At 63.1% G+C, this 26,340-nt stretch carries 31 protein-coding genes; 15 read left to right on the top strand and 16 right to left on the bottom strand.

Features of this window, described 5'->3' with window-relative positions:
• Positions 1-222: 222 nt before the first annotated feature.
• The 5 genes from O4H53_RS17055 (at position 223) to phnN (ending at position 3,544) form a co-directional block, all read left to right on the top strand.
• A complete protein-coding gene (locus O4H53_RS17055; protein WP_269365695.1) occupies positions 223-567 on the top strand; it encodes an endonuclease domain-containing protein in 345 nt (114 codons plus the stop codon).
• A gap of 61 nt (positions 568-628) precedes the next feature.
• Positions 629-1,504, top strand: coding sequence for an alpha-D-ribose 1-methylphosphonate 5-phosphate C-P-lyase PhnJ (locus tag O4H53_RS17050; protein WP_269365694.1), 876 nt, complete (start codon positions 629-631; stop codon positions 1,502-1,504).
• Positions 1,501-2,271, top strand: coding sequence for a phosphonate C-P lyase system protein PhnK (gene phnK, locus O4H53_RS17045; RefSeq protein ID WP_269365693.1), 771 nt, complete (start codon positions 1,501-1,503; stop codon positions 2,269-2,271). The genes O4H53_RS17050 and phnK overlap by 4 nt, the downstream gene beginning before the upstream one ends.
• Positions 2,272-2,321: 50 nt before the next feature.
• Positions 2,322-3,002: a phosphonate C-P lyase system protein PhnL gene (gene phnL, locus O4H53_RS17040; RefSeq protein ID WP_269365691.1), complete on the top strand. Its 681-nt coding sequence runs from the start codon at positions 2,322-2,324 to the stop codon at positions 3,000-3,002.
• Entirely contained in the window at positions 2,999-3,544 is a 546-nt protein-coding gene (phnN, locus tag O4H53_RS17035) for a phosphonate metabolism protein/1,5-bisphosphokinase (PRPP-forming) PhnN (protein WP_269365690.1), read from the top strand. The genes phnL and phnN overlap by 4 nt, the downstream gene beginning before the upstream one ends.
• On the opposite strand, the gene O4H53_RS17030 is transcribed toward phnN, so the two are convergent.
• Complete coding sequence (locus tag O4H53_RS17030; RefSeq protein ID WP_269365689.1) at positions 3,526-4,194, bottom strand: DUF1045 domain-containing protein; 669 nt, start codon at positions 4,192-4,194, stop codon at positions 3,526-3,528. The genes phnN and O4H53_RS17030 overlap by 19 nt on opposite strands.
• A gap of 56 nt (positions 4,195-4,250) precedes the next feature.
• On the opposite strand from O4H53_RS17030, the gene O4H53_RS17025 reads away from it, so the two are divergent.
• The 5 genes from O4H53_RS17025 to O4H53_RS17005 all read left to right on the top strand — a co-directional run bounded on the left by O4H53_RS17025 (position 4,251) and on the right by O4H53_RS17005 (position 9,276).
• Complete coding sequence (locus O4H53_RS17025) at positions 4,251-5,396, top strand: alpha-D-ribose 1-methylphosphonate 5-triphosphate diphosphatase (RefSeq protein WP_269365688.1); 1,146 nt, start codon at positions 4,251-4,253, stop codon at positions 5,394-5,396.
• 635 nt (positions 5,397-6,031) lie between these two features.
• Complete coding sequence (locus tag O4H53_RS17020) at positions 6,032-7,051, top strand: Fe(3+) ABC transporter substrate-binding protein (protein ID WP_269365687.1); 1,020 nt, start codon at positions 6,032-6,034, stop codon at positions 7,049-7,051.
• Between the two features lie 99 nt (positions 7,052-7,150).
• A complete protein-coding gene (locus O4H53_RS17015; RefSeq protein WP_269365685.1) occupies positions 7,151-7,951 on the top strand; it encodes a ChaN family lipoprotein in 801 nt (266 codons plus the stop codon).
• Positions 7,952-7,960: 9 nt separating this feature from the next.
• Positions 7,961-8,272, top strand: coding sequence for an antibiotic biosynthesis monooxygenase family protein (locus O4H53_RS17010; protein WP_269365683.1), 312 nt, complete (start codon positions 7,961-7,963; stop codon positions 8,270-8,272).
• Positions 8,273-8,355: 83 nt separating this feature from the next.
• Entirely contained in the window at positions 8,356-9,276 is a 921-nt protein-coding gene (locus O4H53_RS17005; protein ID WP_269365681.1) for an MBL fold metallo-hydrolase, read from the top strand.
• Between the two features lie 16 nt (positions 9,277-9,292).
• On the opposite strand, the gene O4H53_RS17000 is transcribed toward O4H53_RS17005, so the two are convergent.
• From O4H53_RS17000 to O4H53_RS16940, 13 genes are all read right to left on the bottom strand, one after another.
• Positions 9,293-9,742, bottom strand: coding sequence for a methyltransferase family protein (locus tag O4H53_RS17000; RefSeq protein ID WP_269365679.1), 450 nt, complete (start codon positions 9,740-9,742; stop codon positions 9,293-9,295).
• Positions 9,742-10,170: a DUF302 domain-containing protein gene (locus tag O4H53_RS16995; RefSeq protein WP_269365677.1), complete on the bottom strand. Its 429-nt coding sequence runs from the start codon at positions 10,168-10,170 to the stop codon at positions 9,742-9,744. The genes O4H53_RS17000 and O4H53_RS16995 overlap by 1 nt, the downstream gene beginning before the upstream one ends.
• 162 nt (positions 10,171-10,332) lie before the next feature.
• Complete coding sequence (locus tag O4H53_RS16990; RefSeq protein WP_269365675.1) at positions 10,333-10,791, bottom strand: GNAT family N-acetyltransferase; 459 nt, start codon at positions 10,789-10,791, stop codon at positions 10,333-10,335.
• A gap of 134 nt (positions 10,792-10,925) precedes the next feature.
• On the bottom strand, positions 10,926-11,996 hold the full coding sequence (locus O4H53_RS16985) for a c-type cytochrome (protein WP_269365673.1): 1,071 nt from the start codon (positions 11,994-11,996) through the stop codon (positions 10,926-10,928).
• Complete coding sequence (gene soxC, locus O4H53_RS16980) at positions 11,980-13,248, bottom strand: sulfite dehydrogenase (protein WP_269365671.1); 1,269 nt, start codon at positions 13,246-13,248, stop codon at positions 11,980-11,982. The genes O4H53_RS16985 and soxC overlap by 17 nt, the downstream gene beginning before the upstream one ends.
• A gap of 44 nt (positions 13,249-13,292) precedes the next feature.
• On the bottom strand, positions 13,293-13,727 hold the full coding sequence (locus tag O4H53_RS16975; RefSeq protein WP_269365669.1) for a DsrE family protein: 435 nt from the start codon (positions 13,725-13,727) through the stop codon (positions 13,293-13,295).
• Positions 13,728-13,750: 23 nt separating this feature from the next.
• A complete protein-coding gene (gene soxB, locus O4H53_RS16970; RefSeq protein ID WP_269365667.1) occupies positions 13,751-15,454 on the bottom strand; it encodes a thiosulfohydrolase SoxB in 1,704 nt (567 codons plus the stop codon).
• A gap of 93 nt (positions 15,455-15,547) precedes the next feature.
• The gene (gene soxA, locus O4H53_RS16965; protein WP_269365665.1) at positions 15,548-16,399 is read right to left on the bottom strand and encodes a sulfur oxidation c-type cytochrome SoxA; all 852 of its coding nucleotides are present in this window, start codon (positions 16,397-16,399) and stop codon (positions 15,548-15,550) included.
• 27 nt (positions 16,400-16,426) lie between these two features.
• Positions 16,427-16,756, bottom strand: coding sequence for a thiosulfate oxidation carrier complex protein SoxZ (gene soxZ / locus O4H53_RS16960; protein WP_114275008.1), 330 nt, complete (start codon positions 16,754-16,756; stop codon positions 16,427-16,429).
• A 20-nt stretch (positions 16,757-16,776) separates the two neighbouring features.
• Positions 16,777-17,193, bottom strand: a complete 417-nt coding sequence (soxY, locus tag O4H53_RS16955; RefSeq protein ID WP_269365664.1) for a thiosulfate oxidation carrier protein SoxY — start codon at positions 17,191-17,193, stop codon at positions 16,777-16,779.
• 69 nt (positions 17,194-17,262) lie between these two features.
• The gene (soxX, locus tag O4H53_RS16950) at positions 17,263-17,736 is read right to left on the bottom strand and encodes a sulfur oxidation c-type cytochrome SoxX (RefSeq protein WP_269365662.1); all 474 of its coding nucleotides are present in this window, start codon (positions 17,734-17,736) and stop codon (positions 17,263-17,265) included.
• Positions 17,737-17,859: 123 nt separating this feature from the next.
• Positions 17,860-18,420, bottom strand: coding sequence for a thioredoxin family protein (locus O4H53_RS16945; protein WP_269365661.1), 561 nt, complete (start codon positions 18,418-18,420; stop codon positions 17,860-17,862).
• Between the two features lie 13 nt (positions 18,421-18,433).
• Positions 18,434-19,174, bottom strand: a complete 741-nt coding sequence (locus O4H53_RS16940) for a cytochrome c biogenesis CcdA family protein (RefSeq protein WP_114275012.1) — start codon at positions 19,172-19,174, stop codon at positions 18,434-18,436.
• A gap of 71 nt (positions 19,175-19,245) precedes the next feature.
• On the opposite strand from O4H53_RS16940, the gene O4H53_RS16935 reads away from it, so the two are divergent.
• The 5 genes from O4H53_RS16935 to O4H53_RS16915 all read left to right on the top strand — a co-directional run bounded on the left by O4H53_RS16935 (position 19,246) and on the right by O4H53_RS16915 (position 23,785).
• Complete coding sequence (locus O4H53_RS16935; RefSeq protein ID WP_269365659.1) at positions 19,246-19,617, top strand: hypothetical protein; 372 nt, start codon at positions 19,246-19,248, stop codon at positions 19,615-19,617.
• A 63-nt stretch (positions 19,618-19,680) separates the two neighbouring features.
• Positions 19,681-20,016 (top strand): ArsR/SmtB family transcription factor, encoded by a 336-nt coding sequence (locus O4H53_RS16930; RefSeq protein WP_269365657.1) that lies wholly within the window; start codon positions 19,681-19,683, stop codon positions 20,014-20,016.
• 41 nt (positions 20,017-20,057) lie between these two features.
• On the top strand, positions 20,058-21,113 hold the full coding sequence (locus O4H53_RS16925) for a YeeE/YedE family protein (RefSeq protein WP_269365655.1): 1,056 nt from the start codon (positions 20,058-20,060) through the stop codon (positions 21,111-21,113).
• A 174-nt stretch (positions 21,114-21,287) separates the two neighbouring features.
• Complete coding sequence (locus O4H53_RS16920; protein ID WP_269365653.1) at positions 21,288-22,454, top strand: nucleotide sugar dehydrogenase; 1,167 nt, start codon at positions 21,288-21,290, stop codon at positions 22,452-22,454.
• Between the two features lie 68 nt (positions 22,455-22,522).
• Positions 22,523-23,785: a glycerate kinase type-2 family protein gene (locus tag O4H53_RS16915; RefSeq protein ID WP_269365651.1), complete on the top strand. Its 1,263-nt coding sequence runs from the start codon at positions 22,523-22,525 to the stop codon at positions 23,783-23,785.
• 344 nt (positions 23,786-24,129) lie between these two features.
• Here O4H53_RS16915 and leuD read toward each other — a convergent pair whose 3' ends face one another.
• Positions 24,130-24,735, bottom strand: a complete 606-nt coding sequence (leuD, locus tag O4H53_RS16910; protein ID WP_269365650.1) for a 3-isopropylmalate dehydratase small subunit — start codon at positions 24,733-24,735, stop codon at positions 24,130-24,132.
• Entirely contained in the window at positions 24,735-26,138 is a 1,404-nt protein-coding gene (leuC, locus tag O4H53_RS16905; RefSeq protein WP_269365648.1) for a 3-isopropylmalate dehydratase large subunit, read from the bottom strand. The genes leuD and leuC overlap by 1 nt, the downstream gene beginning before the upstream one ends.
• Between the last annotated feature and the right edge of the window lie 202 nt (positions 26,139-26,340).

Here is a 26,340-nt window from a genome sequence, read left to right as displayed (position 1 = left end):
CCCCCTCACCCCCAACCCCCTCTCCCCTTGGGGAGAGGGGACGCCGTACCCCATGCAGCGCAGCGCCCGAAGCAACAGGATGTGCTAACGGCGATAGCGTGGCTCCCCTCTCCCCAAGGGGAGAGGGGCCGGGGGTGAGGGGGTCACGGCGCGACAACAAACTTCGACCTGATACTTGTGTTGTTAATCCGTGGTTCACGAATTCAGTGCCACCCTACCCGGATGGCCAGATCCCATCCGCAGATCAGCAAGGCGCGTGCGCAGCGTCGTTGGATGACGGCGCCCGAAGACAAATTATGGCAGGCCCTGCGCAACCGGCAGCTGGCCGGTTTGAAATTTCGCCGCAAGGCGCCCCTGGGACCCTACGTTGTGGATTTCCTGTGCCCTGCGGCGCGGCTGGTGGTGGAAGTCACCGGGCGGGCGCAACATCGTGCCTTGCTTGTCCAGCGGGACATGGCGCTGCAGGCGCTTGGATATGGGGTGATCCGCCTCGCCCGCGAACAGGTCGACAGCGACTTTGCCGACCTGTTGGCAGAGATCGCGGCCATTGCGCATCGCAGGCATTGACGCGGGCGCGCCGCCAGGCCTCCCCCCTCAGTTTCCCGGTCAGACAGGAGCGGCATTTCGCATGAATGTTTCAGCCTATAACTTTGCCTATCTCGATGAGCAGACCAAGCGGATGATCCGCCGTGCCATCCTCAAGGGGCTGGCGATCCCCGGCTATCAGGTGCCTTTTGCGAGCCGCGAGATGCCGATGCCCTATGGCTGGGGCACCGGTGGCGTGCAGGTCTCAGCGGCGGTGCTGGTGCCCGAGGACACCTTCAAGGTCATCGACCAGGGGGCGGATGACACCACCAATGCCGTGTCCATCCGACGCTTTTTCGAGAAAACCGCAGGGGTCGCCGTGACCGAAGACACCGCCAGGGCCAGCGTGATCCAGACCCGTCACCGGATCCCCGAAATGCCGCTCCGGTCGGATCAGATCCTTGTCTATCAGGTTCCCATCCCCGAGCCGCTGCGGTTCCTGGAGCCTTCCGAGGTCGAGACCCGCAAGATGCACAGCCTGGAGGAATACGGGCTGATGCATGTCAAGCTTTACGAAGACATCAGCCAGCACGGGGCGATTGCCACCGCCTATGCCTATCCGGTCAAGGTCGAGGGGCGTTACGTCATGGATCCCTCGCCGATCCCGAAATTCGACAATCCGAAACTGACCATGGATGCCATCCAATTGTTCGGCGCCGGGCGCGAGCAGCGGATCTATGCGCTGCCGCCCCATACCCGGGTCGTCAGCCTTGATTTCGAGGATTTCCCGTTCGAGGCCAGCAAGGCGGATCATGCCTGCGATCTTTGTGGCGCCGGGGACAGCTATCTTGACGAGCTGATCGTCGATGACGCGGGAGGGCGATTGTTCATGTGTTCGGACACCGATTATTGCACAACCCGCCGCGCGGCGGGCCATGTGGGCGCCCAGGCTCTTCCGGTGAAGGAGGATGTGGCATGACGCCCTTGTTGCAGGTTGACGCCGTTTCGAAATTCTATGGTGCGCGGATCGGCTGCGCGGAGGTGTCCTTTGATCTTTATCCGGGAGAGGTCATGGGCATCGTCGGTGAAAGCGGATCGGGCAAGTCGACGCTGCTCAATTGTCTGGCGGGACATTTGCAGCCTGACGCAGGCGCAGTACGTTTCGACACCCGCGCCGGCGGGTTGCGCGATACGATCACCATGTCGGAGCCCGAGCGCCGGATGCTGGGGCGCACCGACTGGGCCTTTGTCCATCAGCACGCCCGCGACGGGCTGCGCATGAACGTGAGTGCCGGCGGCAATGTGGGTGAGCGGCTGATGGCGGTGGGCGCACGCCATTATGGCGATATCCGCAACACCGCGACGGACTGGCTGGGCCGGGTGGAGATTGCCGCCGATCGGATCGACGACCGCCCCAGCGCCTTTTCGGGGGGCATGCAGCAGCGGTTGCAGATTGCGCGCAACCTGGTCACCGGGCCACGGCTGGTGTTCATGGACGAACCGACCGGGGGGCTTGATGTTTCGGTGCAGGCCCGGTTGCTTGATCTGATGCGTGGTCTGGTCCGCGAGATGGGGTTGAGTGCGATCATCGTGACCCATGACCTTGCCGTGGTGCGGTTGCTGGCCGACCGGCTGATGGTGATGAAGGACGGTCATGTGGTCGAGACCGGGTTGACGGACCAGGTGCTGGACGATCCGCAGCATGGCTATACGCAATTGCTGGTCTCATCGGTCCTGCAGGTATGAGACTGGTTTCGCCGCGAAATCTTTCCCCTTATTAACAACAGGTTAATCTGATGATCCAAGTCGAGAAACTCTGCAAGTCCTTCACCCTGCACAATCAGGGTGGCGCGGTGATCCCGGTGATGCAGGATGCGGAATTTGCAGTGGCCCCCGGCGAATGTGTCGGGCTGATCGGGGCCTCCGGCGCCGGAAAGTCCACCCTGATGCGCATGCTCTACGGGAATTACCTCGCGGCCTCTGGCCATATCCGGATTGGCGGGGTCGATGTGGCCCGCGCCGAACCGCGCGAGATCCTGGCACTGCGCCGGGACAGGCTGGGCTATGTCAGCCAGTTCCTGCGGGTGGTCCCGCGGGTGTCGACGCTGGATGTGGTGGCCGAACCGCTGTTGCGCACGGGCTGCGGCGCTGACAGCGCCAGGGCGCGGGCGCAGGAGCTTCTGGAGCGGTTGAACATTCCCCGGCATCTGTGGACGCTCAGCCCGACCACATTCTCGGGGGGCGAACAGCAGCGGGTGAACATTGCGCGCGGCTTTGCCTATGCCTATCCGGCGCTGCTGCTGGATGAACCGACCGCGAGCCTTGATGCGGGCAACCGGGAGGTTGTGCTGGCGCTGATCGAAGAGGCCAAGGCGCGCGGGGCTGCCATTGTCGGGATCTTCCACGATGAGGCGGCGCGGCACAGGGTCTGTGACCGCGAGGTGGATGTGACCCGCTTTACCCCCGGGCTGGCATGAGCGTGGGGCGTTTCATCGCGGTTGTCGGCCCTTCGGGTGTCGGAAAGGATTCCGTCATGGCCGGAATGGTCGCCCGGGCGCGTGATCTGGTGGCGGTCCGCCGGGTCATCACCCGGCCGGCGGCGGCGGGGGGCGAGGATTATGAGGCGGTGAGCGCGGCTGAATTTGCGCGGCGCGTGGCGCAGGGTGCTTTCGTGTTGCACTGGCGGGCGCATGGATTGTGCTATGGCATCCCGGCCGAGGTCGTGGATGTGATGGCGCGGGGGCAGGATGTGCTGGCCAATCTGTCGCGGTCGGTCCTGCCGCTGGCGCAAGCGCGTTTCGACCGCTTTGAGGTGCTGTCGCTGACCGCGACGCCGGAGGTGCTGGAGGCACGTCTGCGCGCGCGCCGGCGCGAGAGTGCGGCAGAGATCGAGACCCGGCTGGCACGGGCGGATTTTGCCCTGCCGGAGGGCATCAGCGCCACGCGGATCGACAACTCCGGCGCGCTGCGCGACACTGTCACTCGCGCGCTGGCCGCGCTTTATCCGGCGAGGGCATAGCGTTGCAGAGCCTCGAACATCCCGTCATGACGCTCTCCCGCCAGGGTCAGGCTGTCGATCAGGAAAGGCTGCGGCAGGACTTCGGCAAAATGGGCGGCCACGGCGGGCAGGATCTGTTTGGGCTGCTTGACACGCCCGCTCAGGGTCATGTGGAAGCGGAAGGCGTCAAGCACATGGGGGTAGCCCCATTCACGCAGGTTCCGCTCCTGCTGCGGAGTCAGATGGCTGGCCCGGCGGCGCGCCAGTTCCTCCGCTGTGGGGGGCGCGCGAAACCGGTCGAGCCGCATCACCGCCTCGCCCGCGAGGTGGTTCAGCTGCTCCTGATCTCCGGTCGGGATCAGGGCGAGGAAGCCGCCCAGTTGCGCCACCTGAAGCCCGTCCAGCGTGACCGGGGCGAATTGGGTGCAGAACCGCGCCAGGGCCTGCGAAAGCCCGGCGACATCGGTGCCCGTCGCAAGGGCGAAAGGCGGTTTGATGGTGGCGTGGAAGCCGTATTTACGCGGTGTCGCGGTGAGGCCGGCAAGGTCGAGCCCGGCAATATTCGGGTGGTCAGCGGCGCAGCCCGATGCGATGTCCCATCCCAGCCATGCGGCCCCCTTGTCCGCCAAGGCGCCCTGGGGCGTGAAATAGACCGCAAACCGTTTGAACATGAACCCTTCCTTTCAACTGGCACGCGCAAGCCGTGCCATTCAGATGTGACGTTGCTATGACACAAGAGACCGTTTTGACAAATGCAAGGATCGTCCTGCCGACAGAGGTGATCGAGGGATCGCTTGTGCTGCGGGACGGGCGGATCGCCGATATCTCGCAGGGGGGCAGCGCTGCAGCCGGGGCGCAGGATTGCGAGGGCGATTACCTTTGCCCCGGGTTGATCGAATTGCACACCGATAACCTGGAGCGGCACATGACGCCGCGCCCCAAGGTGGACTGGCCGCATCGTGCCGCGATCCTGGCGCATGACCGGGAATTGGCGGGCACCGGGATCACCACGGTGTTCGACGCGATCCGGGTCGGGTCCATCGTGTCTTCCAGCAGCAGGCGCTATGGAAAATATGCGCGGCAGATGGCGGATGAAATCCTGGAAATGCGGGAGGCGGGGGTGCTGAAGATCAGCCATCATATCCACCTGCGCGCCGAGATCTGTTCGGAAACGCTGGTGGAGGAGATGGCGGAATTCGGACCGGCGGACAAGATCGGGATCGTGTCGCTGATGGATCATACGCCGGGCCAGCGGCAGTTCCGGGACCTGGGCAAGTTCAAGGATTACGTCTGTGGCAAGCATGGCATGTCCGACGAGGGTTTCGACGAATACCGCGATTTCCTCTATGGGCTGCAGGCCCGGCTGGGGACGGCCCATGAGAGCGCGGCAGTGGCGGCGGCAATGCGGTACGGGGCGACGCTGGCCAGCCATGACGACACCACAGCCGAACAGGTGGACAAGAGCCATTTGCAGGGCGTGCGCATTGCGGAATTCCCCACCACGGTGGAGGCGGCGGAGGCCTGCCACAGGCAGGGGATCGCCACGATCATGGGGGCGCCCAACCTGGTCAGGGGCGGATCGCATTCGGGCAATGTGGCGGCAAGGGAGCTGGCGGAAGGCGACCGGCTGGACATCCTGTCGTCCGACTATGTGCCCGCGGCATTGATGCAGGGGGCGCTGATCCTGAACGAAATATGGGGGGATCTGCCGCGCGCATTGGCCACTGTCACCGCCAATCCGGCACGTCATGTGGGGCTGGAGGATCGCGGCGTGCTGGAGGTCGGCAGGCGCGGCGACCTGATGCGCTTCGCGACGTTGGGGCATCATCCGGTGGTCAAATCCGTCTGGGTCCAGGGCGCGCGGGTGTCCTGATGTCGGGTGCCGCCGCGGCCGGGGGGGTGCGGTGCGTGGTGAGACAGGGGCCCGCCGGACTTGCTGCCTTGAAATCAACACCCGTCACCGGCGACCTGTCAAATAAGACATGTCGAATGTGGCGCAACTCCGGCTCCTGGCGGCGCGTTTGCTGAATCATTTCAGTGGGTCCTGCGCGGCAATTCCGACCCATATGCCAAGCATTTCCGACCCAACCAGACTTTAGACGTGGTATGGGTCAAGGTCTGGTGAGCGGACATCGTTGCCGTTGGCAACGAAACCCCAAGCCGCGCATTGACGGGCCGTGGTGCGGCGATCCGACCAGTCGTGACTGGCACTTTATGGCAGCCAAGCACTTCCAAGCTATCCGTGGAACACGACAGCAGCCAAATCGCCGTGCCAGGGGACGGCCCGGCGATGCGCGGCGGCCTGCGGCCTTGATTCCGCGCGGGGTAACGCAGCATAACACAGCCTAGGGGATGACAACATATCGCATGCCACAACGGCTTTTCCTTGTCCGCCAGACGCGTTTCCCACCGGCGGGATATTTCCGAGTGTTTCGATAAGTATTCTTGCATCCCAAGTTCAGTCTGGTATCTGATCAAAAAAGTAAGGATTGGAAACCGGAGATCCCCATGCCCCTAAACACACGTTTTACCCCCCTTGCCCTGACCGCCGTTCTGGTGGCTGGCAGCGCTGCCGCCGAGGGGGATGTGAACCTGTATTCCTCACGCCATTATGACACGGACGAGCGGCTCTATTCCGACTTTACCGAACAGACCGGCATCACCGTCAACCGGATCGAAGGCAATGCGGACGAGCTGATCGCGCGGATGCAGGCGGAAGGCGCGAATTCACCCGCAGACGTGCTGCTGACGGTCGATACCTCGCGCCTGCAGCGGGCCAAGGATGCCGGTGTGCTGCAATCGGTTGACAGCGACATCCTGGAAGAGCGCATTCCCGCCAACCTGCAGGACAGCGACAACCAGTGGTTCGGCTTCTCCCAGCGGGCGCGGATCATCTTTTACGACAAGAACGATGTGACCGAGCCGCCGATGGATTACCTTTCGCTGGCAGATCCCAAGTACAAGGGCATGGTGTGCCACCGCTCTTCCACCAATGTCTACAGCCAGACCTTGCTTGCCTCGGTGATCGAGAACCATGGCGCGGAAGCGGCGCGTGACTGGGCCGCCGGTGTGGTCGCCAACTTTGCCCGCGACCCCGAAGGCGGGGACACCGACCAGCTGCGCGGGCTGGTGTCGGGACAATGCGAAATTTCCATCGCCAACAGCTATTACTTTGCCCGCGCCCTGCGCACCGACGTGGATGGCGTGACCGCCGAGGTGGACCGGATCGGCTGGATCTTCCCGGCGCAGGATGCCGAAGGTGCGCATATGAACCTTTCGGGCGGCGGTGTGGCAGCCCATGCGCCGAACCGCGAGAATGCGGTGAAGTTCCTGGAATATCTCGCGTCGGATCAGGCGCAGGTCTATTTCTCTGCCGGGAACGATGAATTCCCGACAGTCGCGGGCGTGCCGCTGAGCGAGAGCGTGGCGAAGCTGGGCGCGTTCAAGGCGGATGAGGTGAACCTCTCGGCCGTGGCCCAGAACCTGCCGGAAGCGCAGAAGATCTTTAACGAAGTCGGCTGGAAGTAAGCCCGGCATCGCAACAATGGGGCCGCAGCGATGCGGCCCTTTTTGCATGGGCTGCAATGCCCGATCCAGCAGGGGGCTGATATGCGCCACTTCCGTCACATGCTCACAGTTTGTCTGGCTGTCCTTGCCGCCGGACCCGGCGTGGCAGAGGTCGACGCCGATGCGGTTGCGCGGATGCGCGCCGCCGATATCGTCATCCTGGGCGAGGTGCATGACAATGCCGCGCACCACATTGGACAGGCGGAACTGATTGCCCGGATCGCGCCAAAGGCCATTGTTTTCGAAATGCTGTCACTGGAGCAGGCAACACAGGTCAATGCGGACAGCCGCGAGGATCTGACCGCACTGGCGCAGCAGATCGGCTGGGCGGAGTCGGGCTGGCCGGATTTTGCGCTCTACCGTCCGGTGTTCGAGGCGGCAGGGCAAACCCCCGTGGTTGGCGCCGCCCTGCCCCGTGACAAGGTGCGTGCGGCTTTTGAACGCGGCGCGGCAGAGGTGTTCGGTGCCGGGGCCTGCCGGTTCGGATTGGATGCCCCCCTGCCGCCGGCCGAGCACGAGGCGCGCGCGGCATTGCAGTTCGAGGCGCATTGCGCGGCGATGCCGATGGAAATGATGGGCGGCATGGTCGAGGCGCAGCGCCTGCGCGACGCCGCCTTTTCCGCAGCGACACTCGACGCGCTTGCCACCTATGGCGCGCCCGTGGTGGTGATCACCGGCAACGGACATGCGCGCAAGGATTGGGCCATGCCGGCCCTGATTGCCCGCGCCGCAGCGCAGACCAGGGTGCATGTGACGGGCTTTGTCGAAGCCCCCGCAGAGGGCGGTGATCCGCGTTATGATACCACCATCGTCACCGCCCCGGCGGACCGGCCAGATCCCTGCGCCGCATTCAACAAGTAAGGACCTGCCATGTACATCGCGATGAACCGTTTCACCGTCCCGTCGGAAAACGCCGAAGCCTTCGAGGCGCTCTGGCTGGGCCGCGACAGCCATCTCAAGGAGATGGTGGGCTTTGTGGAATTCCACATGCTGCGCGGTCCCGAAAAAGACGGCAAGGTGCTTTTCGCCTCGCATACGGTCTGGGCGTCGGAGGATGCCTTTCGCAACTGGACCCGCAGCGACGCTTTCCGGGCCTCGCACAAGAGCGCGGGCACCACGGCAAAGTTGCATGAGGGTGCTCCGGTCTTTGAAGGGTTTTCGACGATCCAGCATATCACCTGACCTCATTGCCCCTGCCACGCTTGCGCTTTGCCTCCCGCCCCTTCATATTCAAGGTTACGAATTTTTAACGGGGAGGACAGGCGATGCATATCACCAGACGGCGTTTCGTGGCGGGCAGCATCGGCGCGGCGGGCATGGCCGGGATTGGCCTTGGGCCGCGGGTTGCACATGCGCAGATTGATCTGGGCAATGTCCGGCTTGATGTGGTCAGCGACGGCGCGCTTGCACTGCCGGGCAGCTTTGTCTTTGATCCGATGCCCAAGGATGAACTGCAGGCCGTGCTGGAGGCGCAGGGCATCTCTCCCGAGGTGCTGACCCCGCCCTGCAATGTGACCCTGATGCGCAGCGGTGACCGGACGGTGCTGTTCGATGTGGGCTCTGGCCCGGATTTTGCGGCGACCGCCGGAACCCTGGGTGCCTCACTGGATGCCCTGGGCGTCGCGCCGGAGGAGGTGACCGATGTGGTTTTCACCCATGGCCATCCGGACCACCTTTGGGGGCTTCTGGATGATTTCGGCGATCCGCTGTTTGCCGGGGCGCGCTATATGATGGGGCGGGCGGAGTGGGACTATTGGCTCAACCCCGCCACGGTCGATCAGATTGGCGAGGCGCGTGTCGCCTTTGCGGTGGGGGCGGAGCGGCGTTTGCGGATGATCGAAGAGGACATGACATTGTTCGATGACGGCGACGAGGTTCTGCCGGGTGTTCTGGCCCGCGCCACATCGGGTCACACGCCGGGCCATATGGCGCTGGAAGTGCGGGACGGCACGGAATCCGTGATGATCCTGGGTGATTGCATCGGCAACCACCATGTCGCCTTTGCGCGGCCGGGCTGGTTGTCGGGGTCGGATCAGGATCAGGAACTTGCCGCCACAACGCGGGTGGCCCTGCTGGATCAGCTGGCACATGAACAGACCCGCATCATCGGCTTTCACCTGCCGCAGGGGTTCGGCCGGGTGGAAAAGACGGCGGATGCCTATCGCTTTGTGCCGGGGGTCGACTGACGCGCTGCGGTGCGGGTCAGATCCAGCGCCGGACCCGGGCGCAATAGGCGTCTGCCTCCTCCCCGAAGGTCTGGCGCAGCAGGGCCTCTTCCGGCGCGGCAAAACGACGGTCGAGCACCAGCCAAAGCACAGCTGTCAGCACAAAGCCCAGCAGTGACCCGTTGCCCATGGCAAAGGACAATGTGAGCATCACCAGCGCGAGGTAGATCGGGTTGCGGGACCATTGAAACGGCCCCTCCTCGATCAGGACCTTGGGGGTGTGATGTGGCTCTATCGTGGTTTTGCGGGCAAAGAAGTACCAGGCGGACCAGATGATGATCGCCAGCGCCGCCAGAAGCACGAGCCAGGACAGGGCATCCAGCCACCAGATGTCCGGGTGCAGGCCGGGCGCGACGAACTTGAACAGATAGATCGCGGCAATGCTGCCAAGCCACCAGACCGGCGGCAGATCGGGAAAGGCGCGCATCAGTTGGCCACGGCCTCTTGCACGATCTCATCCAGCAGGGCCTGAACCTCCTGCATCGGGCCTTCGGGATAGGTCCGGTATCCCACGACGACCTCTCCCTCGCGGTCCGCCACGAAGATGCCATAGGGGCAATGGGCGATGTTCATCGGATCCGCCTCCATCACCTTGCGGGACAGAACGGCAGAGCAGAACAGGAACACATCCGCAGCATCGAAAATCCTGGTATCGCTGCCAACATCGCTTGCCGTGCGGCTCAGCATTTCGCCGGTATGGCTGACATGGTCGATGACCAGCCCCTGACCGACTATCGCGCTTTCCACATTGAAGGTGGCGTCGTCAAAGCTGCCGTCAAAAGGATAGGTAACCGCCTCCTGCGCGAGGGCCGGGGCGGCGCAGCAGATCAGAGCGGCAAGGATGAGGGGCTTCATGACGAGTCTCCGTTATGCGGGGTCTGGAAAGTGTAGCAGAAAACCGGGGGAAATGGGAAAGGCCAAAGCCCCGGCCGCGAGTTTCAGCCGAAGATTTCTGCGGCGGGGAAGGGTTTGCCGCAGGTTGCGTGAACCTCCGGTCAGGGGCCTTTCGGCCATTCTTCAGATGAACTTTTCAAAAAACACGCGGTTGAAACCATCTTCTGTCTTTCGCTCGGTCTCCCGATAGCCAAGATGCGGGTAGATCGACAGATTTTCAGTCATCTTCTCATTCGTATAGAGCTTGACCGAGGTTGCGTTTGATCGTTTTGCCTCTGCTTCGCAAAAGGCGATCAGGTGTTTTCCAATACCGCGACCCGCTGCGGTTGGGCGCACAGCGACGTTTTCAAGAAGAACTTGCTCACCCTCCTGATAAAACACGATAAATCCGAGCACCTCTGCATCCTGCCCGACAGCAACATGCACCACCCCGGCGGCGATCAGGGCGGCAAAATCGGCGACCATCGGGGCGGGCTTCCTGCCCATTGCCGCAACGTAGCGTTCATAGGCACCTTCGGCGCATTCCCTGACAGCCGTTTCATCCGCAGCCTGCGCCTGCCTGATGTCAAAACCCTTGTCCAAACGCGCTCCATACCGGCTTTGTTTTGATGGTACTGCTGGCACGCAGCGATAGGCAAGGAGCGTTCCAAGCGGCATTTGCCATGGCCCCGTTTGGCGCAGCGGCCACATAAAGCCCCTGCCCGGCGCAAGCCGGGTCAGTCACCGGCCGACTTGAGATATTCGATCACGGCGGTCAGGTCTTCCTGCTTGTTCAGCCCGCGAAAGGACATCCGGGTGCCTTTCATGTAGCTTTTCGGTGCGGCGAGGAAGCTGGAGAGCTCCGCCTCGTTCCAGATCAGACCCTCCCCGGCGGCGGAGGTCATCGCCCGTGAATATTTGAAACCGTCCACGGCAGCGGCGGCGCGGCCGACCACGCCGGTCAGCAGCGGGCCGGATCGGTTCTTGGCCCCCGCACCGATCTGGTGGCAGGATTTGCATTTGCGAAAGACCTTTTCGCCTGCCTTGGCCAGTTCGGGGTCGAATGCGGCGGCGGCTGCCGGCGCTTCCTCTGCCGGTGCTTCCTCTGCCGATGCCACTTGCGTCGCAGTGGCTTTTACCACCTCTGCGGAAGACGCCTGCGGCTCTGCGTCCTCGTCCTGCGGTGTCACATCCAGCACCATGGCGCGCATGGTGACCTTGACGGGCGCATCCTTGCAATTCTCCATGCAGGGCTCGCCCTGCCAGAGTGCATATTCAGTCTCGGCCCGGTCATCGACGATGAAACCACCGGCATTGGGCATTTCGACATCCATCAGGTTCTGGTCTGACAGTTCAAATTCACCGTCCACCAGATCGTTGGAATAGAGGATATAGGCGGTGATCGCATAGACTTCGTCATCGGTCAGCGTGCCTGCATTGCCATATGGCATGGACCGGCGGATGTAGTCGAAAGCCGTGGTCAGATGCGGCCAGTAGGAACCTACGGTCTTGAGCGGATCGTCGCGGTCGAGTGTGCCCCGGCCCCCGGCCAGTTTCGGCCAGTTGCCGATACCTTCGGCAAAATCGCCATGGCAGGATGCGCATCTTTCGGCAAAGATCTCTTCCCCTTCCATGACGCTGCCAGCGCCTGCCGGCAGGTCCGCGCCGGAGGGGTCGATGTCATGGTTCCAGGCCGCGATCTCTTCGGGCAGGGCGGGACGGCCAAGGCCAAGCCCCTGTGCCAGACCGGGGCCGGCACCGGTGGCGAGCATTGCAATAAGTGTTGCGGACTTAAGAAACCTCGACATTTTCCGCCTCCCCGTTGGCACGCACCAGCCAGGTCTGGATGCCGTTGTTGTGATAGATTGAATTCAGCCCGCGCACCTCGCGCAGCTGGGTCTTGGTCGGCTGGACATAGCCGGTGTCATCCATGGCGCGCGATTGCAGCATCATCTCCTGCCCGTCCCAGGTGGTGTCCAGGTAGAAGCGGGTCAGCGCCATCTTTTCGCCGGGCCTCGCCAGACGCGCGGTTTCCCATGTCATGCCCCCGTCCTTTGAGACGTCCACACGGGTGATCGCACCGCGCCCGGACCAGGCGAGGCCGGTAATCACCAGCGGGCCCGCGCCATGGGCAATCGGGGCCTGCGGGCTGGGGGAGGTGACAACGGATTTCGCATCCATCGCCCATGTCCATTTGCGGCTGGTGCCGTCTTCCAGCGTGTCGGTATACTTGCTGGTTTCCTCGCGGCTTTCGACGGGGCCATCCGTGACCTCGATCCGGCGGATCCATTTGACCCACATGTTGCCTTCCCACCCCGGCACCACGAGGCGCACGGGATACCCGTGTTCCTTGCGCAGGGCCTCGCCATTGGCCTTGAAGGCCACCAGCACATCGTTCAGCGCCTTTTCCATCGGAATCGACCGCCCGTTGGAGGAGGCATCGGCACCTTCGACAAAGACCCATTTGTCCTTGAGATCACCAGCGGCATCCAACCCCGCTTCCTCAAGCAGGCTGCGCAGCGGCACGCCGGTATATTCCATGTTGTGGATCATGCCATGGGTGAATTGCGCGCCGTTAAGCTGTGCGCCGGCCCATTCCATGCCGGAATTGGCCGCGCATTCGCAGAAATAGACGTGATTTTCGCGCGGGAAACGTTCGAGATCGGCATAGGTGAAGACCAGCGGCTGATCGACCAGACCGTTGATCATCAGGCGGTAGTCTTCCTTGCGCAGTTCGATGGCGCCCGAGTGGTGCCGTTCAAAGGCGCAGCCCTGCGGGGTGATCGTACCATCCAGCGCGTGGATCGGGGTGAAGTTGATGGAACTGACGGTATCGGCGGTCAGCCATTCGACATTGCGCCGGATCACGTCACCCTCGAACCGGATCGGCAGGCCATAGGGGGTTGCATCCACACCATCGCCAAATTCCCGCGCCCAGGGCTGGACTTCGGTGATCAGCGGATCGGCCGATTGCGCCCGAGCCGTGCCTGCAATGGAGGCTGCTGCCCCTGCCGCAAAGCCATGCTTCAAAAACGCTCTGCGCGATGTGCGATCTGTCATCATCGTCTCCGTTAGCTTCGTATTCCGGCCTTTGCCCGCGCCCTTCAGGGGCGGATGTAGGCGTAGTTGTCTTCCTGCAGTTCGATCAGCCGCACCACGCCCGAGGGCACGACATTGGCTTCGTCCATCACGGAGATCTCATGGCCCGCATTCTTGCTCATGGCGCGCAGGGTGTTGCCGCAGGCTGCGAATGTCAGGTTTTCCAGTTCCAGCGACATGGCGGAAATGCGGTTTTCCACCGGGCTTTTGCCGGGGATCAGCATGTTCAGGCCGGGGCCATAGGCGACCACTTCGACCACCACGCTGTCACCCTGGGATTCGTAATAGCTGGCGACATTGGCGACATTGTTCAGCGCCATGTTCATCACCTGCGGATCGTTCTGATCCACATGTATGGCGACATAATGCGTCTTGCCCTCGGCCCATGCGCCGGTGGCGATCGTGGCGGCCAGTGCCGCTGCTGTCATCAGTTTCTTCATTGCCGTATCTCCTTGATCAAGGGTTACGTGCCTGCGACGGTCACGCTGGTATTCGGGTTCAGACTGATGGTGCCCTGTTTGGCGATATGCGCCTCGACCACATCCCAGATCGGCGGGCCTTCGGTGCCTTCGTTGACAGAGGCCCAGCCCGCGACCTGATAGGTCCTGGCCGGGTCGATCAACTCTCCGGTTTTCAGGAGGGTCATTTCGGTGATCCGCTCGCCTTGCGGTTTGGTCACGTCGATGCGGTAGCCCAGCCCGCCGGTGCGGACCATGTCGCCGCCCTGCTGGTAATAGGGATCGGGATTGAACAGGTTGTCGGCCACGTCTTCCAGCACCACATGTAGGAATTCGCCGGTCATTTCGGTGCGATAGGCCTGCGGATAGGTCATCGAGGTCACGTTCCAGATGTCCTCGCGGGTGATGTCCTGCCCGGGCAGGATCGACGGGCCCCAGCGCACGCCGGGGCTGAGCGCGATTTCGGCCTCGCGTTCGGACAGGAGCGCATCGCAGATCAGATCGTCCCAGGTGCCGTTGAAATTGCCGCGCCGGTAGAGGGTCTGATCCTCTGCCGTTTTCCCGATCACCTCTGACATTGCGTCCAGATAGGGCGCGCGCTGTTCGTCGATCAATGCGGTCATGGGCGCATCCGGGGCGATCACGTCGGAAAAGATCGGGATCAGCTTGTGACGGAAGCCCATCATGCGCCCGTCGCGCACATCCAGATCGACGCGGGACACGAATTTGCCGTTGGAGCCGGAGGCGATGATGATCGTCTGCCCCACAAGGACCGGTTCGGGCAGGGCGTCATGGGTGTGGCCCGACAGGATCACGTCGATGCCGGTGACCTTGCCCGCCATCTGCTTGTCCACGTCGAACCCGTTATGCGACAGGCAGACCACCAGTTCGGCCCCTTCGGCGCGGACCTCGTCCACCATTTCCTGCATGCGTTCGTCGCGGATCCCAAAGGAGTATTCCGGGAACATCCAGCCGGGGTTGGCGATGGGCATATAGGGAAAGGCCTGGCCGATCACGGCGATCTTCACGCCGCCGCGCTCAAAGAACTTGTAGGGCGGGAACAATTCGGCCGGCTCGTCCCATTCGGCGTCAAAGATGTTCTGGCCCAGGGCGGCAAAGGGCAGCCCCTCGACAATCTCGGCCACGCGGTCGGCGCCCAGGGTGAATTCCCAGTGGAAGGTCATCGCATCGGGTTTCAGCGCGTTCATGACGTTGACCATGTCCTGGCCTTCGGTCTGATAGCAGGTGTAGCTGCCGTGCCAGGTGTCGCCGCCATCCAGCAGCAGCGCATCGGGGCGGTCGGCGCGGATGGCATTGACCACGGTCGCCACACGGTCCAGCCCGCCGACCCGCCCGTATGCCCGCCCGAGTGCTGCAAAGTCATCACAGGTCAGCGCATAGGCCGAAGGGCTGCCATCGTCGATGCCGTAGAGCCTGCGGAAATCGGCGCCGGTGACATGGGGCACCGCCCCCTTGTTGCCGCCCACGCCGATGTTGACCTCCGGTTCCCGGAAATAGACCGGCTTGAGCTGCGCGTGGATGTCCGTGACGTGGATCAGCGACACATTGCCGAAGGTATCGAACTCCAGCAGCCTGTCCTGCGTCAGCAATTGCTGGGCGGCCAGCCGGGACCAGTTGCCGAAGCCGGAAGCGCCATAGATCGACGCCGCAGCCATGGAAGTCTGTAGGAAGTCGCGACGCGAAATCATAGGGGGCTCCTTCACGCAGATATATATGCGCATCTATGAATTTGTCTGGGGCGAAAAACCCCGTGCGGCGCGGCACACGGGGGTCTTCAGTTATCAGTTACGGACAGAGGGGCCTTCGACCGAAAGGCCATTGCCCCGCGAGGCCACGTAAAGCTCAAGTGCCACGAATTCCGGGCTGCCCGGCGCATAGGTTTCCGCGCGGGTGTCGCGGATACAGCCCTTGAAGCGGGAATGCGATCCGTTCAGCTTGGTGTTCTTCAGGCGGTAGACCGGAAAGCCGTTGATCTGGCCCTGGCTGAGGTGGTCGGCGCGGATCATCCGGCCGAAGTTGTCCTCATGGCAATTGGCGCAGGACAGTTCGAGCTGGCCGGTGCGGGTGTAGTACAGCTCCCTGCCCTGTTCCCAGGTTGATTGCGCCGGACCGTCGATCGCCACGTTGACCGGCAGGCCGCGCGACACGGATGCAAGCGCCGCTTCCATGTTGATCGCGTCGCCCTTGTCGTATTTCCAGGCTTCCGCGCCCATCCGGTTGGTGCGGCAGTCGTTGACCTGCATCTGCAGCGTGCGCACCTCGCCCGCGGCCTCGTTCCATTTCGGATAGGTCGCCTTGACGCCTGCCATGCTTTCGATGTCGTTGTGGCAGGAGGAACAGGACTTGCCTTCGGTGCCGTCCGCTGTCTCCCAGGCTTCAAGCGCCTTTTCGACAAAGATCATGCCGGGGTTGTCGAAATCATCGGCCTGCATGATCCGGGTTTCGTCACCCCGGAACAGCCATCCCGACAGGATCTCGTCAAACCTGTCCGAAAGATGGGCGGGTGCCGCCGTGCGCGTCACCATTTCCGTTTCATCGTTGAGGATCAGCGTATCGTCAACCGGGTCGGCCTGCGCCGACATTCCCATTGCGATCAGCGCACCCACGCCGGCCATTCTTGCCAGTCTTTTCATTATCCGTCCCTCCCTGAAACGTGTCGTTCAGCCGATCGCGATGGCCTTGGTTTCCTCGTAGACCGAACCGTCGTCGTCATACCAGGTGAACTTGAACTCACCTTCTTCCGGCACGATGGCCTCGAATTCGAAGTAGGGGTTCGTGGAAATCGCCGGCTCCATCTTGACGTCGATCACGTTCTCGCCGTTGAAGTCGCAGACAAAGCGGTTGATGATCGAACGCGGAATGGCGTTGCCGTCATCATCCTTGCGCTGGCCGCTTTCCATCTGGTGACTGATCAAGGTCTTGATCGTGATCGCCTCACCGGCAGCCGCTTTTTTCGGGACTTTGACGCGCGGTTTTACACCTGATGCCATGATAGTTCTCCTTGAATGCCTTAGCCGCCGCAGCCGCCAATTGTGACCTTGACCGTTTTCGACGCCTTGGCGAAGGACCCATCGGCCATCTTTGCGATGGCGACAACCTCCTGCGTCCCGGCGAGGCGAATGCGGGTTGAGGCCTGCTGGGATGCGGCCAGCTTGCCGAATTTGAAGGTGGCCACGGGCGGGGTCGGGTTGCCCATTGCCAGCACCATGATCTCTGTCGCGCCTTCGGCAGAGACTTCGATTGGCACGGTATTGCCGTTTTCCGCGATTTCGGGCGCGGTCAGCTCAATGCCGCCTTCGCCCAGATTGGCACCACCGGTGAAGGCCGCGATTTCCTCTTCGCCCTTGGCGAAACCCCTGATGGGCAGCCCGGCAAGGACAAGGGCCCCTGCCCCGACCGCCAGCGCATTGCGTCGTGTAAATTCCATTCCGATCTCCTATCGTTCAGGCCGCGTCGGGCGCGGTTCGTTCCGTGAGCGTGCCGCCTGTCGTGCGGCTCAATCCTTGAGCGTCGCGAGGTAGGCGACGACATCTTCGATCTGCTGGGCGGTCAGGATGGGACCAAAGGTGTCATCCGCCGCTTCCCCCGTATAGGCATTGCCCGGACGGATAAATCCTTCGGTCTTGTAGAAGGAGGGCATCATGCTGTCCTCGAACATCACCTTGGCATTGGCGACGATGCCGCGCAGCTCTGCCTCGCTCCAGCGGTCGCCGGCTCCGTCCAGCATCGGACCGATTTCACCGTGGAAGGGGATCTCAGCCAGATCGCTGACCTGATGGCAGGCAACGCAATTGCCCTTTTTCTTGTTACCGACGATATCGCGCCCCTCGGCAGGGTCGCCGGGCGTTCCTGTCAGGGATGTGGCAATGGCCCCGTCCTCAAAGCTGACATTGGTCGGCTCGATGATTTCCGCCACCGCCACGGATGCCAGCAAGGCCGCGATGCCCGCAGCTGTTCCTAGAATTTTCATGGTTCCTCCCTCGCCCTTCGGCTTTTGCCTTAACGTAGCCCACAGCTTTGTGAACAGGCAACAACAAATTCAAAAAATCGAATTAATATAGGTTTTGATCGTCAAAACCTCTTTGTTCCCAGCCTATTGGCTTTGCTCGGCAAATTTGCGGGCGTGATATTTCTGAAAGCTCTCGTCGCCGTCATAGCCCTTTTCGACCACCCAGTTGAACATGTTGAAGGTGGTATGACGCCCAAAGGCCCCGGGCATGACGGTCACGGCCGCCTGCGCCGCCGTGGCATCCTCCGCCACAGTTTCGGGCATGAAAAGCACGGTGGGGGTGAACAGGACACCCCATTTGCGCACCATCTCCTTTTCGGGCAGGGCTTCACCATCGAAATCGGTCACTTCGATGTCGCCGAACATGTTGATCTGCACGACAAAGAAGTTCTCTTCGATGTAATCGGCGATTTCGGGGATCGGATAGACCTCTTCGTGCATCTTGCTGCAATAGATGCAGCCGCGCTGTTCGACCATGATCGCCATGCGCTTGCCTTCGCTGTTGGCCTCGGCCAGGTCCTCCGACAGGTCCTTGAAGGTATCGCGCATCCAGGGGGCCTTGTGCAGCCCGTCGTCGCCCAGGTCCGCGAGGGCCGCCTGTGTCATTGTGATCAGGGCCGCAAGGGCCAGTGCGATTGGTCGCATGTCGTTCCTCCGCTTAGCGCAACGTGCCGATGTCCGGCGCGATCTCCAGCATCCATTGCGCGATATAGTTGATGGTGTTTGTGGCTATCAATATCCCGAACAGGATCAGCATCACACCCATGAGCTTTTCGATCAGGCCAAGGTGGCGGCGGAACCGGGCCATCCAGCGCATGAAGGGGCCGATGAACAACGCGGCGAGGACAAAGGGCGCGGTCATGCCCAGCCCGTAGACGAACAGCAGCAGCGCGCCGCTGCCCGCGGTATCTGCCCCGGCTGCGGTGAACAGGATCGCCGCCAGCACCGGCCCCACGCAGGGCGTCCAGCCAAAGGCGAAGGCCAGACCGATGACATAGGCCCCCAGCAGGCTGACATTGGAGGTATCGCCCGCATCGGCGCGGAATTGTCTGTAAAGCAGGCCGATCCGGATGACGCCCAGGAAATGCAGCCCCATCGCGATGATGATCGCCGCCGCGATCCAGCGCAGGATGTCGAAATATTCGCGCACGATCTGGCCGAATGCCGTGGCCGCCGCCCCCAGCCCCATGAAGATCGTGATCACCCCTGCCGCGAACATGCAGGCCGCCAGCACCGCGCGCCGCCGCACCGCGCTGTCTACGGGGGCATCTGCCGATATCTGGTTCATGCCCACGCCGGCCAGGTAGCTGAGGTAAAACGGCACGATCGGAAGGATACAGGGCGACAGAAAGGACAATAATCCGGCAATCAGCGCGCCAGCGAGGGTGATATCCATCATGTTCCGGGGTCCGTGCTTGAGTAATTCACATATTCATATTAAGTGTTATTTAACGGAAAGGTCAAACCGACATGTTGCTGCGCGCGCTGTTACTGCCTGCCTTTGTTGTCGCCGGATGGGTGCAGGTCGCCTCTGCGGAGCTTGCGCTTGTGATGGTCCAGGAAAAGGGCTGCATCTGGTGTGCCAGGTGGGACCGCGAAATCGCGCCCAAGTACCCCAAGACAGCCGAGGGGCGCGCCGCCCCGTTGCGGCGCTATGACATTGATACGCCGGTGCCGACGGACCTTGCCTTCGCAGGTCCGCTGCGCTTCACGCCGACCTTTGTCCTGGTTGAGGACGGGCGCGAATTGTCGCGGATCGAAGGCTATCCGGGCGAAGATTTCTTTTGGGGTTTGCTGGGTGCAATGATCACCCGCGCCGATCCCGGGATCAAAATGAACTGACGGTCCGACTGGCCGCGCCCATGCAGGCGCTGTCCGGTCCGAAACAACGAAGGAAGCAGGTTGATGGGGTTGCCGGTTTTTCACGACGACATGTGTGCGGAAGATATGGACAGGATGGCCGCCAGCGCGGTGCAGGCCTCCAATTTTCTCAAGGCGATCAGCCACGAGGGGCGGCTGATGATCCTGTGTCATCTCACCACCGGAGAGAAATCAGTGACCGAGCTGGAAGAATTGCTGTCTGCCCGACAGGCCGCAGTGTCGCAGCAATTGTCGCGGCTGCGGCTGGAAGGGCTGGTCACCCCCCGGCGTGATGGCAAGACGATCTATTACAGCCTTGCCGACGACCGCCCGAGAAAGATCATGGAAGTGGTCTATGACCTGTTCTGCCAGGAGAAATAACTGAGCCTTTTCGATATCCAATGCGTGAAGGGAGGGGTCACGTGCTGAATTATCTGACGGAGCCGCAGGCGGTTGCGCTGATCGGCGGGCTTGGCGGCCTGTTGCTGGGCCTTGCCGCGCGGATCGGAAGGTTTTGCACGCTGGGCGCCATCGAAGATATCTATTACGGCAACTCCAGCCTGCGGCTGCGCATGTGGGGCGTTGCCATCGGGGTGGCGGTGATGGGCACCTTCGGGCTGGCGGCATCGGGGCTGCTCGACCTCGGGCAGACCCTCTATCTTGGGCGCGGCTGGACCCCGCTCGCCTGTGTGGTCGGCGGACTGACCTTTGGCTATGGCATGGCGCTGGCGGGCAACTGCGGCTATGGCGCGCTGGCCCGTCTGGGCGGCGGTGATCTCCGCTCTTTCGTCATCGTGCTGGTGATGGGGTTGGCGGCCTATATGACCCTGGGCGGTCCGCTGTCGGGATTGCGGCTGTGGCTGTTCGATGCCGCCGACACCCCCGGCCCGATGCCGGGGTTTGCAGATGCGTTGTCAGCCCTGACCGGCCTGCCGGTTCATGCCACGGGCATGTTGATCGGGGCGCTGATCCTGCTGCTGACGCTTATGCATGGGCCGATGCGCCGGGCCTATGCGCATGTGTTCTGGGGGGCGGTTGTCGGTCTCGCGATCGTTTCGGGATGGGCAGGCACACAATGGGTGGCCAATGTCGGTTTTGATGCCGCGCCGGTTGTGAGCCATACGTTCTCCGCACCTCTGGGGGAAACCATGCTTTACGCGATGACCTCCTCGGGCAATACCATCAGCTTTGGCACCGGGTCGGTCCTGGGGGTGCTGCTGGGCGCCTTTGCGGGCAGTCTTTTCAAGGGGCATTTCCGCTGGGAGGCCTGTGACGACCCGCGCGAGCTGGGCCGTCAGATCCTGGGGGCCGCGCTGATGGGGTTCGGCGCCGTGATCACCGTCGGCTGCAGCGTGGGCCAGGGGCTTTCCGCATTTTCGGTACTGGCCTACAGCGCGCCGCTGACAATGGCCTGCATCATGGCCGGTGCCGCGGTTGGATTGCGCCAGCTGATCCTGGGATTCGCGCCGGGAGTCTAGGCCGCTGGCCTGCTGCACCGGGGCCGCCAACCGCCACCTTCGTGATCACACCTTGACCATTCATAACCTGCTTTGCGCAAAAAGCCACCGTCAGGCCCGGATCGGATCACCGGATATTGCCAGCGCGGACCGAATATGGGAGTAGTTCGCGCGGTATTAATTGGAAGAAAATTAATGAAAATTGCTGTTTTTGGAATTGGGTACGTGGGTTTGTCGAACGCAGTCCTGCTGGCCCAGCACAACACTGTCACGGCGGTGGATTTGTCGGCGGAGCGCGTGGCGCAATTGAATGCCCGGACCTCGCCGATCGAAGATGTGGAACTGGAACAATGGCTGGCCACGAAGGAATTGGACCTGACAGCCACCATCGACGGCGCGACCGCCTGCCGGGAGGCGCGTTTCATCGTGATCGCGACGCCGACGGATTACGACCCCGAAACCAACTTCTTCAATACCTCCTCGGTGGAAGCGGTGATCAAGCTGGCGCTTGAGGTCAATCCGACCGCGACCATCGTGGTCAAATCGACCGTGCCCGTCGGCTTTACCGACCGGGTGCGCAAGCTGTTCGGGAGCGAGGACATCATCTTTTGCCCCGAATTCCTGCGCGAGGGTCAGGCGCTGCACGACAACCTCTATCCCTCACGGATCGTGGTCGGGTCGCGCCGGGAAGAGGCAAAGGTCTTTGCCGATTTGCTGGTGCAGGGGGCCTTGGCCAAGGATGTGCCAGTGCTTTACACCGGACCGGCAGAGGCGGAATCGATCAAGCTTTTTGCCAATACCTACCTGGCGCTGAGGGTGGCTTTCTTCAACGAGCTGGACAGCTATGCCCTGGCCGAAGACATGAACGCGCGTGAAATCATCGAAGGCGTCGGCCTCGATCCGCGCATCGGCACCCATTACAACAACCCCTCCTTCGGCTATGGCGGCTATTGCCTGCCCAAGGATACCAAGCAGTTGCTCGCCAATTTCTCGGCGGTGCCGCAGAACCTGATGCGCGCGGTGGTGGATGCGAACCGCACCCGCAAGGATTTCATCGCCGAACGGGTGCTGGCGCGCAAACCTCAGGTGGTGGGGATTCACCGTCTGGTGATGAAGGCCGGGTCGGACAATTTCCGGCAAAGTTCCGTGCAGGGCGTGATCCGTCGCATCCTGGCCGAGGGGATCAAGGTGGTCATCTACGAACCGGCCTACGCGCAGGAGAGCTTTCTCAACTGCACGGTTGTGCGCGACTTGGAAACCTTCAAGCAGCAAAGCGACGTGATCGTGGCCAACCGGGCGTCCGATGATCTTTCGGATGTGGAAGACAAGGTCTTTACCCGGGACATCTTTGGCCTGAGCTGAGACCCAACAGGCGTTGCGGGACCGGCAGCGCCCGGGGCAGGTAGCGCCATTCAAACTGACGAGGGACCATGGCAGACACTCACCGCGCCTTCCTGTCCGGGCTGTTCGACGCGGCGGTTGCTGCCGCCGATCCGCTGAATGCCCTGGGCAGCAATCTGCCGGAAGCCCCACGCGGCCGCACCGTGGTGATCGGTGCCGGCAAGGGGGCGGCGCAGCTGGCGCAGGCCTTTGAGGGGCTGTGGGATGCGCCCTTTGAAGGGGTCGTGGTCACCCGCTACGGCTATGGCGCGCCCTGTCACACCATCCGGGTCATGGAAGCGGCGCATCCGGTGCCGGACGCCGCCGGGCTGGCGGCCGCACAGGCGCTGAAATCGGCTGTCAGCGGGCTGGGGCCGGATGATCTGGTCATCGCGCTGATCTGCGGCGGAGGGTCATCGCTGTTGCCCGATCCGCCCGAGGGGCTGACCCTGACCGATCTGCAGGAACTGAATGCCGCCCTGCTGGAATCCGGCGCGCCGATCTCGGTCATGAATGCGATCCGCAAGCGGTTCAGCGGGATCAACGGCGGGCGGCTTGCGGAACTGGCCGGGGGCGCGCGCATCTGCAACCTGATCGTGTCCGATGTGCCCGGTGACGACCCCGGTGCCGTCGCCTCCGGGCCCACGGTGCCGGGGCGGCCAGGCGCGGCAGAGGTCGCGGCCCTGATCGAGGCGCGGGGGCTGACGCTGCCGCAGGCCTGCATGGATCACCTGCGCCAGCAGCCGGAAGACGAGGCGGCACCGCACCCCGATGTGACGACAAGGATCATCGCCTCTGCCGCGCAGTCGCTTGAGGCCGCCGCCTGCCGTGCCAGCGCCGAGGGCGTGACACCCTGGGTTCTGTCCGACCGGATCGAAGGGGAGGCCCGCGAGGTGGCCCTGGTCCATGCGGCCCTCGCGCGGCAGGCCGCAACCGCAGGCACGCCCTATCCTGCGCCGGTGGTCCTGCTGTCAGGCGGAGAGACGACGGTAACGCTGCGCCACAGGGGCAAGGGCGGACGCAACAGCGCCTTTCAGCTTTCCCTCGCCCTGGCGCTGGAGGGGGAGCCGTGGTTTCACGCCCTTGCGGCCGATACGGACGGGATCGACGGCTCCGAAGACAATGCAGGGGCCTGGGTGGACGGGACAACGGCGGCGCGGATCCGTGCTGCGGGTCTCGATCCGTTGCAATCTTTGCGGCGTGACGATTCCTATTCGGCGCTCAAGGCGGTAAACGGGTTGTTCATGACCGGGCCGACGGGGACCAACGTCAATGATTTTCGGGCCATCCTGATCGGAACGCCCAGAGGCTGATGGCCGCAATGCCCGCGCCCCTGGGCGGGGACGGGCAGCACCGGCTTCCGGACCCTTGAATCACCCCGGCGGCCCAGTGGATTCGCGCGACGCGGGGGTTAGGGCGGTCTGCGGTCTGCCGCTATTACCAAGTATCAACACAAATGAAGACATGTCATTTTTGACATGTCAAAAATGACATGTCTTCATTTGTGTCAGGTTTGGCGCTTGTCAGGAGCGGCGCGCTTGATGGCGATCTGGATTGCATCTGGTCTGCACGTTCACACCTCGACACGCACCCTGAGTGTCAGGCGCTGCCTGACCTGCAAGTTCCGGTGCAGGATGCCGGTCCGGCCAGACCGGCCTCAATCATCCGGCAAGAGCCAGGCCATATCCGCGACCCGACGCTCCCGGTACGTCCTGATCTGCACGGCATGTTGCAGCGTCAGGTCGATGTCATCCCAGCCCCGGATCAGCTTTTCCCGCCACATCTCATCCAGCGCAAAGGCAAAGACCTTTCCCGCCGCATGGATTTCGCAATTGCCCAGGTCGATGGAAACGCGTGCATCGCCGCCGCCCACTGCGCCCGCAAGTGCCGTAATCTCACGCTCCGCCAGCCTTGCGGGCAACAGGCCGTTGTTGACCGCATTGGCGGCAAAGATATCGCCAAAGCCGGGCGCGATCACGGCGCGGAATCCGGCGTCGACCAGGGCGTAAACCGCAGCCTCCCGCGAGGAACCGGTGCCAAAGTTCCGGCCCGCGATCAGGATGCTGGCAGGCTCCACCCCATTCAAGGGGAACTCCGGGCGCAGCACCCCTGCCGCATCCCGCCGCATGTCATGCAGCAGGAATTCGCCATAGCCCTGCACACGGGGCGTCGACATGAACCGCGCCGGGATCAACTGGTCGGTGTCCACATTGTCCTGCGGCAGGTGGACGGCCCTGCCCTCATGCCTGGTCCATCCCGCCATCAGGTCCTCTCCTGCGTGACTTCGCGCACGTCTGACAGCGCGCCGGTCACCGCTGCCGCCGCGACCATGGCGGGCGACATCAGATGCGTGCGCGCGCCGCGCCCCTGGCGCCCCCGGAAATTCCGGTTGGTCGACGAGGCGCAGCGCTTGCCCGGCGCCACCAGATCCCCATTCATGCCGACGCACATTGAACAGCCCGATGCAGCCCATTCCAGCCCTGCGTCCCGGAACACCTTGTCCAGCCCCTCGGCCTCCGCCTGTTGCTTGACCAGCGCCGAACCGGGTGAAACCAGCCCCGGCACCCGCGCCTTGCGGCCCCGCAGGACCGCCGCCGCCGCGCGCAGGTCCTCGATCCGCCCGTTGGTGCAGGAGCCGAGAAAGACCTGATCCACCGGCGTGCCCTTGATCGGCTGCCCCGGTGTCAGCCCCATGTAGTCATAGGCCGCCCTTGCCGCTGCGGCCTTGCCTGAGCCAAGGCTTTCGGGCGCGGGCAGGACCGCGTCGATGCCGATGGCCTGTTCGGGGCTGGTGCCCCAGGTCAGGGTCGGCGCAATCTCGGCGGCGTCAATGACCACCTCGCGGGCGAAATCCGCCCCCGCATCCGTGCGCAGGGCACGCCAGCCGGTCATGGCCGTCTCCCAATCGCCGGGCCCGGGCGCATAGGGGCGGCCCTTGATATAGGCGAATGTCACCGCGTCGGGGGCCACCATGCCAAAGCGGGCGCCGCCCTCGATCGACAGGTTGCACAGGGTCATGCGCCCCTCCATGCTCAGCGCTTCGACCGCCGGGCCTGCGTATTCCACCGCATGTCCCTGCGCCCCGTCGGCACCCAGCCGGGCGATCCAGCCCAGCGCCATGTCCTTGGCGGTGACCCCCGGTGCCAAGACCCCCTCAAAGGTGATCCGCATGGCAGCCGGTTTGCGTTGCCAGACTGTCTGGGTTGCCAGCACATGGGCCACTTCCGTCGCTCCGATGCCAAAGGCCAGTGCGCCGAAGGCGCCGTGGGTCGATGTGTGGCTGTCACCGCAGTTGATCTGCAGCCCCGGCAGGGTCAGCCCCAGTTCCGGCCCGATCACATGCACGATGCCCTGACGCGGGTCGCGCAGCCCGAAGATCTCCAGCCCATGGGTGCGCGCGTTGCCCTCCAGCGTCTCGATCATGCGGGCGATGTCGGGGTCCGTGATCCTGTCGCGCTGCCGGGTCGGGGCATAATGGTCGGTGACGGCAAAGGTCAGGCGCGGCTCTGCCACCGGCTGTCCCCGCGCGGCCAGCTTCGCGAAGGCGTGATGCGACCCTTCATGCACCAGATGCCGGTCCACCCAAAGCAGCGACGTGCCATCTTCGCGGCGCAGAATTTCATGCGCGCCCCAGAGTTTGTCCAGCAGGGTGCTTGGCTTTTTCATGAAAATGCACATAAATGTCCCAAGGCCCAAATGCAACAGAATGTCCCGCCGCTGCAGCACCCTGTCCGGCGGAGATGGTAACCCGAAGGGGGTGTCGTGCCGGTTGTCGAAATTCACCTGACCGACGGAGTTCCGGCTGCGGTGAACGCCAGCCCCGTCGGACCTGCCGTCAATCCGCGCCACCGCCGTGACAAGATCCATG

Source organism: Sulfitobacter sp. G21635-S1 (assembly GCF_027213915.1).
Classification (GTDB): domain Bacteria; phylum Pseudomonadota; class Alphaproteobacteria; order Rhodobacterales; family Rhodobacteraceae; genus Sulfitobacter.
The sequence above is the reverse complement of the archived record's forward strand: the minus strand, read 5'-3'. Positions and strand labels throughout refer to the sequence as shown.

Bases quoted from the DNA above. Each gene is read 5' to 3' on its own strand.
- O4H53_RS17055 (WP_269365695.1), top strand. From the start codon at position 223: ATGGCCAGATCCCATCCGCAGATCAGCAAGGCGCGTGCGCAGCGTCGT.
- O4H53_RS17050 (WP_269365694.1), top strand. From the start codon at position 629: ATGAATGTTTCAGCCTATAACTTTGCCTATCTCGATGAGCAGACCAAG.
- phnK (WP_269365693.1), top strand. From the start codon at position 1,501: ATGACGCCCTTGTTGCAGGTTGACGCCGTTTCGAAATTCTATGGTGCG.
- phnL (WP_269365691.1), top strand. From the start codon at position 2,322: ATGATCCAAGTCGAGAAACTCTGCAAGTCCTTCACCCTGCACAATCAG.
- phnN (WP_269365690.1), top strand. From the start codon at position 2,999: ATGAGCGTGGGGCGTTTCATCGCGGTTGTCGGCCCTTCGGGTGTCGGA.
- O4H53_RS17030 (WP_269365689.1), bottom strand. From the start codon at position 4,194: ATGTTCAAACGGTTTGCGGTCTATTTCACGCCCCAGGGCGCCTTGGCG.
- O4H53_RS17025 (WP_269365688.1), top strand. From the start codon at position 4,251: ATGACACAAGAGACCGTTTTGACAAATGCAAGGATCGTCCTGCCGACA.
- O4H53_RS17020 (WP_269365687.1), top strand. From the start codon at position 6,032: ATGCCCCTAAACACACGTTTTACCCCCCTTGCCCTGACCGCCGTTCTG.
- O4H53_RS17015 (WP_269365685.1), top strand. From the start codon at position 7,151: ATGCTCACAGTTTGTCTGGCTGTCCTTGCCGCCGGACCCGGCGTGGCA.
- O4H53_RS17010 (WP_269365683.1), top strand. From the start codon at position 7,961: ATGTACATCGCGATGAACCGTTTCACCGTCCCGTCGGAAAACGCCGAA.
- O4H53_RS17005 (WP_269365681.1), top strand. From the start codon at position 8,356: ATGCATATCACCAGACGGCGTTTCGTGGCGGGCAGCATCGGCGCGGCG.
- O4H53_RS17000 (WP_269365679.1), bottom strand. From the start codon at position 9,742: ATGCGCGCCTTTCCCGATCTGCCGCCGGTCTGGTGGCTTGGCAGCATT.
- O4H53_RS16995 (WP_269365677.1), bottom strand. From the start codon at position 10,170: ATGAAGCCCCTCATCCTTGCCGCTCTGATCTGCTGCGCCGCCCCGGCC.
- O4H53_RS16985 (WP_269365673.1), bottom strand. From the start codon at position 11,996: ATGTCGAGGTTTCTTAAGTCCGCAACACTTATTGCAATGCTCGCCACC.
- soxC (WP_269365671.1), bottom strand. From the start codon at position 13,248: ATGACAGATCGCACATCGCGCAGAGCGTTTTTGAAGCATGGCTTTGCG.
- O4H53_RS16975 (WP_269365669.1), bottom strand. From the start codon at position 13,727: ATGAAGAAACTGATGACAGCAGCGGCACTGGCCGCCACGATCGCCACC.
- soxB (WP_269365667.1), bottom strand. From the start codon at position 15,454: ATGATTTCGCGTCGCGACTTCCTACAGACTTCCATGGCTGCGGCGTCG.
- soxA (WP_269365665.1), bottom strand. From the start codon at position 16,399: ATGAAAAGACTGGCAAGAATGGCCGGCGTGGGTGCGCTGATCGCAATG.
- soxZ (WP_114275008.1), bottom strand. From the start codon at position 16,756: ATGGCATCAGGTGTAAAACCGCGCGTCAAAGTCCCGAAAAAAGCGGCT.
- soxY (WP_269365664.1), bottom strand. From the start codon at position 17,193: ATGGAATTTACACGACGCAATGCGCTGGCGGTCGGGGCAGGGGCCCTT.
- soxX (WP_269365662.1), bottom strand. From the start codon at position 17,736: ATGAAAATTCTAGGAACAGCTGCGGGCATCGCGGCCTTGCTGGCATCC.
- O4H53_RS16945 (WP_269365661.1), bottom strand. From the start codon at position 18,420: ATGCGACCAATCGCACTGGCCCTTGCGGCCCTGATCACAATGACACAG.
- O4H53_RS16940 (WP_114275012.1), bottom strand. From the start codon at position 19,174: ATGATGGATATCACCCTCGCTGGCGCGCTGATTGCCGGATTATTGTCC.
- O4H53_RS16935 (WP_269365659.1), top strand. From the start codon at position 19,246: ATGTTGCTGCGCGCGCTGTTACTGCCTGCCTTTGTTGTCGCCGGATGG.
- O4H53_RS16930 (WP_269365657.1), top strand. From the start codon at position 19,681: ATGGGGTTGCCGGTTTTTCACGACGACATGTGTGCGGAAGATATGGAC.
- O4H53_RS16920 (WP_269365653.1), top strand. From the start codon at position 21,288: ATGAAAATTGCTGTTTTTGGAATTGGGTACGTGGGTTTGTCGAACGCA.
- O4H53_RS16915 (WP_269365651.1), top strand. From the start codon at position 22,523: ATGGCAGACACTCACCGCGCCTTCCTGTCCGGGCTGTTCGACGCGGCG.
- leuD (WP_269365650.1), bottom strand. From the start codon at position 24,735: ATGGCGGGATGGACCAGGCATGAGGGCAGGGCCGTCCACCTGCCGCAG.
- leuC (WP_269365648.1), bottom strand. From the start codon at position 26,138: ATGAAAAAGCCAAGCACCCTGCTGGACAAACTCTGGGGCGCGCATGAA.